The sequence below is a fragment of the Zavarzinia sp. genome (assembly GCF_049306435.1).
Taxonomy (GTDB): domain Bacteria; phylum Pseudomonadota; class Alphaproteobacteria; order Zavarziniales; family Zavarziniaceae; genus Zavarzinia.
On record NZ_JBAQRT010000189.1, the window covers coordinates 1 to 6,006 of the forward strand.

The window sequence follows — 6,006 nt, forward strand, 5'->3', positions numbered from 1 at the left end:
GCCCAGCAGGTATTCGGTGCCCGCAACCGTGCCGGCGACGCCCCGGCCGGCGAGGCTGCGCCCACCTTCGACCACGGGCAGGGCGAGATTGCGCGCCTCCGCCGCCCGGCGCAGCGCCAGGCCCAGCGGATGATCGCTGCTGGCCTGCAAAGCGGCGGCGATAGCCAGAGCCTCGTCCTCGGTCAGATCGGCCAGCGCCCGCAGGCCGACCAGCCGGGGCTTGCCCTCGGTCAGGGTGCCGGTCTTGTCGAAGACGACGAGGTCGATGGTGCGGGCGGCTTCCAGCGCGGCGGGATCGCGGATCAGGATGCCGTTCTTCGCCGCGAGCCCGGTGCCGACCATGATCGCCGCCGGCGTCGCGAGGCCGAGGGCGCAGGGACAGGCGATGACGAGCACGGCGACGCCGTGGATGATCGCCGTCTCCGCCCCCGCCCCGGCCATCAGCCAGCCGAGGACGGTGACGGCGGCGATGCCGACGACGACGGGCACGAAGATCGCCGAGATCCGGTCGACCAGACGCTGGATGGGCGGCTTCGTGCCTTGAGCATCGGCGACCATGCGCATGATCGTGCCGAGGAACGCCTTGCCGCCGGTCGCGGTCACCCGGACATGCAAGAGCCCCTCGCCATTGACCGAGCCGCCGACGACGGCATCGCCCGGCCCCTTGGCAACCGGCAGGCTCTCCCCAGTCAGCAAGGCTTCGTCGAGGGCGGATTCGCCCTTCAGAATGACGCCGTCGGCCGGCAGCCGCGCGCCCGAGCGGACCGAGACGACATCGCCCGCCTTCAGACTGTCGGCCGGCACTTCCCGCTCCGCCCCGTCCGGCCCGACGAGAATCGCCTTGTCCGGCCGCAGGGCCGCGAGGGCGCGCAGGGCGGCGCCTGTCTCGCGCTTGGCCCGCGCTTCCAGATATTTGCCGAGGAGGACGAGAGTGATCACCGCCGCCGAGGCCTCGAAATAGAGGTGATGGCCGCCGTGAACGAACAGCAGATAGAGGCTGAGGCCAAAGGCCGCCGTGGTGCCGAGGGCGACCAGCACGTCCATGTTGCCGCTGCCGGCGCGCAACGCCTTCCAGCCGTGCAGATAGAAGCGCCAGCCCAGCAGCCCTTGCACGACGCCCGCCAGCGCCAGCTGCATGAGACCCGGCAGCATCAGCGACGGCACGGCCATGGGCAGCACCAGCGGCAGGGTCAGACCCGCCCCCAGCAGCACTTCCCACAGTTTCGGCGCGCCCTGCCCCACCGGCGCGGCGAATTCGTCGGCGGCGACGGCGGCCTCATACCCTGCGTCCTCCACCGCCTCGATCAGGGCGGCGGCCGGGGCCGTGCCCTCTACCCGGGCGATTTCGGTCGCGAGGTTGACACTGGCGGCGCTGACGCCCGGCACGGCGCTCAACGCCTTCTCCAGCCGCGTGACGCAGGCGGCGCAGGTCATGCCGTCGATCTTCAGGCTGAGGCTGCTCATGATGCTTCCCATCTGTATCCTGGGACCAGCGGACACCTTCCCAACATGGGAAGGTCAAGGACAAAAATCGAGGCTTGACCTTCCCATGATGGGAAGCCCCATCTTTCAGGCATCGAAGTTCGAGGAGATGCGATCGTGCAAAAACTGACAGTAACCGGCATGACCTGCGGCGGCTGCGCCAAATCGGTCGAAAAGGCGGTGACCAAGGCGGCCCCGGACGCCAGCCCCAGTGTCGATCTGGCCTCGGCGACCCTGAGTTTCGCCGATGGCGCCGACCGCAAGCTGGTCATCCAGGCGGTGGAAAAGGCCGGCTTCGGCATTGCCGACGCCTGAGCCCACCTCGCGGGTTGACGGCGCCCCCTGCTTTGGCGCAAAGCCTTTGACCATGGACGCCGCCCACCCCGACCCGGACGATGATGACAGCGACAGGGCCTTTCGCCACGCCGCGCTCGTCGAGCGGGCGTGCCTGCGCCGTGACGGCGACGAGACGGCACCGGTGGGAGACATCCTCGCCAACGAGGTGGCGATCGCCCTCGTCTACAACGGCGTCTCCCACGCCGTGATGATGGCGAGCCCCCTCGACCTCGAGGATTTCGCCACCGGCTTTTCCCTGGCGGAAGGCATCGTCGGCACGATCTCGGAGGTGCGCGATATCACCCGCACCGACCATGACCGGGGCATCAGCCTCGACATCGACATTCCCGCCGCCCGTTTCGCCCGCCTGAAGGAGCGGCGCCGCGCCCTGACCGGGCGCACCGGCTGCGGCCTGTGCGGCATCGACAGCCTCGACGAGGCGCTGCGCCCGCCGCCCAAGGTGGCAGGGGGACCGAGGATCGCCGCCGGTGCCATCGCCCGTGCCATGGCGGGCCTGTCCGCCGGGCAGGTGCTGAACCGCGAATCCCATGCGGTGCACGCCGCCGCCTTTGCCGGGCCCGGCGGCGATATCCTGCTGCTGCGGGAAGATGTCGGCCGGCACAACGCGGTCGACAAGCTGACCGGAGCCCTTGCCCGGCGCGGCATCGACCCCTCGGGCGGCTTCCTGGCCGTCACCAGCCGCTGTTCCTTCGAGATCGTGCACAAGGCGGCGACGGCGGGCATCGCCGTGATCGCCGCGGTCTCGGCGCCGACCGACTACGCGGTCCGCCTGGCGGAAGAGGCCGGCATCACCCTGATCGCCTTCGCGCGGGGCCATCGCCATTCGATCTACACAAGGCCGGAGCGCCTGATCCCATGACCAAACTGATCGGCTTCGCCGGCTGGAGCGGCAGCGGCAAGACCACCCTGGTCACCCGCCTGATCCCCGCCCTGATCGCGACCGGACGCACGGTATCCACCATCAAGCACGCCCATCACGATTTCGACGTCGACCAGCCGGGCAAGGACAGTCACAACCACCGGGTCGCCGGGGCGGCGGAAGTCCTCGTCGCCTCCAGCCGGCGCTTCGCCCTGATGCACGAGCATCGCGGCGCGCCGGAATGGACGCTGGACCAGTTGCTGGCCAAGCTCGCGCCGGTCGATGTCGTCATCGTCGAAGGCTTCAAGCGCGACCCGATCCCCAAGATCGAGGTTTACCGCGCCGATGTCGGCAAGCCGCTGCTGCAGCCGGACGATCCCCATGTCGTCGCCGTCGCCGCGCCCCATGCCCCCGCCGGCATCACCGTGCCCTGGCTGAACCTCGACGATCTCGGCGCCATCGTCGATTTCCTGATCGCGGGGCATTACGTGTGAGCCGGCCGCCGCTGCTGACCGTGGACGCGGCGCTGGCCCTGATCGGCGAGCGGATCGCGGTGCCCGATGGTTGCGAGACCCTGGACATCACGGCCGCCGCCGGCCGCGTCCTGGCCCGGCCCGTGCTGGCGCGGGAAGCCCTGCCCGCGGCCGATAATGCCGCCGTCGACGGTTACGCCCTGCACCGCGCGGGGCATGGCACCTGCCGCCTTGTCGCCGGGCGCGCGGCGGCCGGCCATCCCTTCCCCCATGCCCTCGCCCCCGGGGAAGCGGTGCGCATCTTCACCGGCGCCGTGGTGCCGGAAGGCACGGACGGTGTCCTGATGCAGGAACAGGCGCAGGTCGAGGGGCAGTCCTTGCGCTGGCACGGCGACCTTCGCCCCGGCGCCAACATCCGCCGCAAGGGCGAGGTGCTGCGACCGGGCGACACCGCCCTGCCCGCCGGGCTTCGCCTGACGCCGGTGCATCTGGGCCTGCTGGCCGACCTCGGCGTGACCGAGGTCGTGGTTCGGCCGCGCCTCCAGGTCGCGCTGCTGTCCAGCGGCGACGAATTGCGGCCGGCCGGCGCGCGGAGGGCCGCGCATCAGGTGACCGACAGCAACCGGCCGATGCTGCGCGGCCTCCTCGCCGATCTGGGCTGCGACGTGACCGACGGCCCGATCCTGCCGGACGACCGGGCCGCGATCACCACGGCCTTGCTGGCCGCTGCCCGAAGCGCCGATCTGGTCATCACCACCGCCGGCATGTCGGTCGGCGACGAGGATCATATTCCGGCGATCCTCCATGGCGAGGGCGAGATGATCTTCCATCGGCTGGCCCTGAAGCCCGGCCGGCCCATGGGCCTTGGCCTGATCGCGGGGACGCCGGTGCTGGGCCTGCCGGGCAATCCGGGGGCGGTCGCCGTCACCTTCACCCTGATCGGCCAGATGCTGCTGCGGCACCTCGCCGGGGAGGCACCGCGCGCCCTGCCCCGTTACACCCTGCCGGCCGGTTTCGCTTACGAAAAGCCGGCCGGCGACCGCGCCCTGATCCCGGCCCGGCTGCACGACGGCAAGGTGGAGCGGGTGGCGCGCAACGCCGCCGGCAATCTGGCCTGGAGCGGAGATACCGAAGGTTTCGCCGATATCGCGGAAGCGGTGACGCGGGTCGTCCCCGGCGACAGGATCGGTTTCATTCCCTTCGCGGGCGCCCTGCGGTGAAGCCCGCCGGCATCATCCTGTGCGGCGGCCTGTCCCGCCGCTTCGGCCATGGCCCCAAGATGCTGGCCCCCCTGGCCGGCAAGCCCCTGGTCCAGCATGTGATCGAGCGGGTGGCGCCCCAGGTCGGCCGCCTCGCCCTCAATGTGAACGGCGACCCGGCGCCCTATCTCAGGTATGGCCTCGAGATCGTCGCCGATACGCTGCCGGATTATCCGGGGCCGCTGGCAGGGGTTCTCGCCGGCCTCCTGTGGGCGGGGGGGCCGCTGCTGACCGTGACCGGGGACGAGCCCTTCGTGCCCCGTGACCTCGCAGGCCGCCTCGCGGCGGCGGATGCCCCCATCGCCTTCGCCGCGTCCCATGGGCGGGACCATTGGTTGAGCGCGCTGTGGTCGCCCGCGCTGGCCGGTGACCTGCGCCATGCCCTCACGGTCGAGAAGCTGGACCGGGTGGGCGGCTTCGTCCGCCGCCACGCCCACGAGCGGATCGATTATGGCGACGAGGCGCCCGATCCCTTCCTGAACATCAACACGCCGGACGATCTCGCCCTCGCGGAAGCGGTGCTGGCGCCATGAACACGCGGCTGGAATTCCTGCTCGCCCTGGCGCGGGAGAAACATTTCGGCCGGGCGGCCGAAGCCTGCGGCGTGACCCAGCCCACCCTCTCGGCCGGGCTGAAGCAGCTGGAGGCGGAACTCGGCGTGTTGCTGGTCCAGCGCGGCTCGCGCTTCCAGCGCCTGACCCCCGAGGGCGAGAAGGTGCTGGGCTGGGCGCGGCGCATCGTCGGCGACACGCGGGCGATGCGGCAGGATGTGGAGGCGATGCGCAAGGGCCTGTCGGGTCACCTCACCATCGCCGCGATCCCGACCGCCCTGCCCATGGTGCCGGAGCTGACGACACCGTTTCGCGCCCGTCACCCCCATGTCAGTTTCACCATCCTGTCGCGCACCTCGGCCGAGGCGCTCGCCCTCGTCGACAATCTGGATGCCGATGCCGCCCTGACCTATCTCGACAACGAGCCGCTGGGCCGGGTCGCCACCGTGCCCCTGTACCGCGAGCGTTACCGCCTGCTGACCAATCCGGACGCGCCGCTGGGCGACCGCGAGAGCGTGACCTGGGCCGAAGTCGGCGACGTGCCCCTGTGCCTGCTGACCCCCGACATGCAGAACCGGCGCATCATCAACGCCCTGCTGAAAGGCGCCGGCTGCGTCGCGACGCCGACCCTCGAATCCAATTCGATGATCGTGCTCTTCGCCCATGTCCGCACCGGCCGCTGGTCGAGCGTGATGCCGGCCAAGCTGGCGGCGACCCTCGGCCTCCCGGACAATATCCGTTCCATCCCCATACGCGAGCCCGACGCCGCCCATACGATCGGCCTCGTCGTCGCGGAGCGGGATGCCATGACCCCGCTCTGCGCCGCCCTCGTCGCCGAAGCCCGCATCATCGCGGCCCGGCTCGACGAGGAGGATTGAGGCGCCTTCTCGTCGGAAGACCCCGGCCTTCGCCCATATGCGCTAAGTTAAGGTCTGAAGTTTACGTTTTCGGTGTGCTTCGAAGAGCTGCCTTTCAATTTTCCGGATGCTGCCGGCGAGGCGGTGCAGGGAGATGGCGCCGAGGAC

7 protein-coding genes are annotated in these 6,006 nt (G+C 70.5%); 6 read left to right on the forward strand and 1 reads right to left on the reverse strand.

Annotated elements, in window-relative coordinates; genetic code table 11:
- Positions 1-1,464: heavy metal translocating P-type ATPase (locus tag WAZ62_RS10460; RefSeq protein WP_422643467.1), on the reverse strand; the 1,464-nt coding region annotated here is incomplete at its 3' end.
- Positions 1,465-1,599: 135 nt separating this feature from the next.
- Here WAZ62_RS10460 and WAZ62_RS10465 point away from each other — a divergent pair.
- Genes WAZ62_RS10465 through WAZ62_RS10490 form a run of 6 tightly spaced genes read left to right on the forward strand, consistent with a single transcriptional unit; the run spans position 1,600 to position 5,859 of the window.
- A complete protein-coding gene (locus tag WAZ62_RS10465) occupies positions 1,600-1,797 on the forward strand; it encodes a heavy-metal-associated domain-containing protein (protein WP_422643468.1) in 198 nt (65 codons plus the stop codon).
- 52 nt (positions 1,798-1,849) lie between these two features.
- Positions 1,850-2,698, forward strand: coding sequence for a formate dehydrogenase accessory sulfurtransferase FdhD (fdhD, locus tag WAZ62_RS10470; RefSeq protein WP_422643469.1), 849 nt, complete (start codon positions 1,850-1,852; stop codon positions 2,696-2,698).
- Positions 2,695-3,192 carry a molybdopterin-guanine dinucleotide biosynthesis protein B gene (gene mobB / locus WAZ62_RS10475; protein ID WP_422643470.1) on the forward strand — a complete coding sequence of 166 codons (498 nt, stop codon included), beginning with the start codon at positions 2,695-2,697 and terminating at the stop codon, positions 3,190-3,192. The genes fdhD and mobB overlap by 4 nt, the downstream gene beginning before the upstream one ends.
- Positions 3,189-4,391 carry a molybdopterin molybdotransferase MoeA gene (locus WAZ62_RS10480; RefSeq protein ID WP_422643471.1) on the forward strand — a complete coding sequence of 401 codons (1,203 nt, stop codon included), beginning with the start codon at positions 3,189-3,191 and terminating at the stop codon, positions 4,389-4,391. The genes mobB and WAZ62_RS10480 overlap by 4 nt, the downstream gene beginning before the upstream one ends.
- Entirely contained in the window at positions 4,388-4,963 is a 576-nt protein-coding gene (gene mobA / locus WAZ62_RS10485) for a molybdenum cofactor guanylyltransferase MobA (protein ID WP_422643472.1), read from the forward strand. The genes WAZ62_RS10480 and mobA overlap by 4 nt, the downstream gene beginning before the upstream one ends.
- A complete protein-coding gene (locus WAZ62_RS10490) occupies positions 4,960-5,859 on the forward strand; it encodes a LysR family transcriptional regulator (RefSeq protein WP_422643473.1) in 900 nt (299 codons plus the stop codon). Before mobA ends, WAZ62_RS10490 begins: the two co-directional genes overlap by 4 nt.
- Positions 5,860-6,006: the final 147 nt, after the last annotated feature.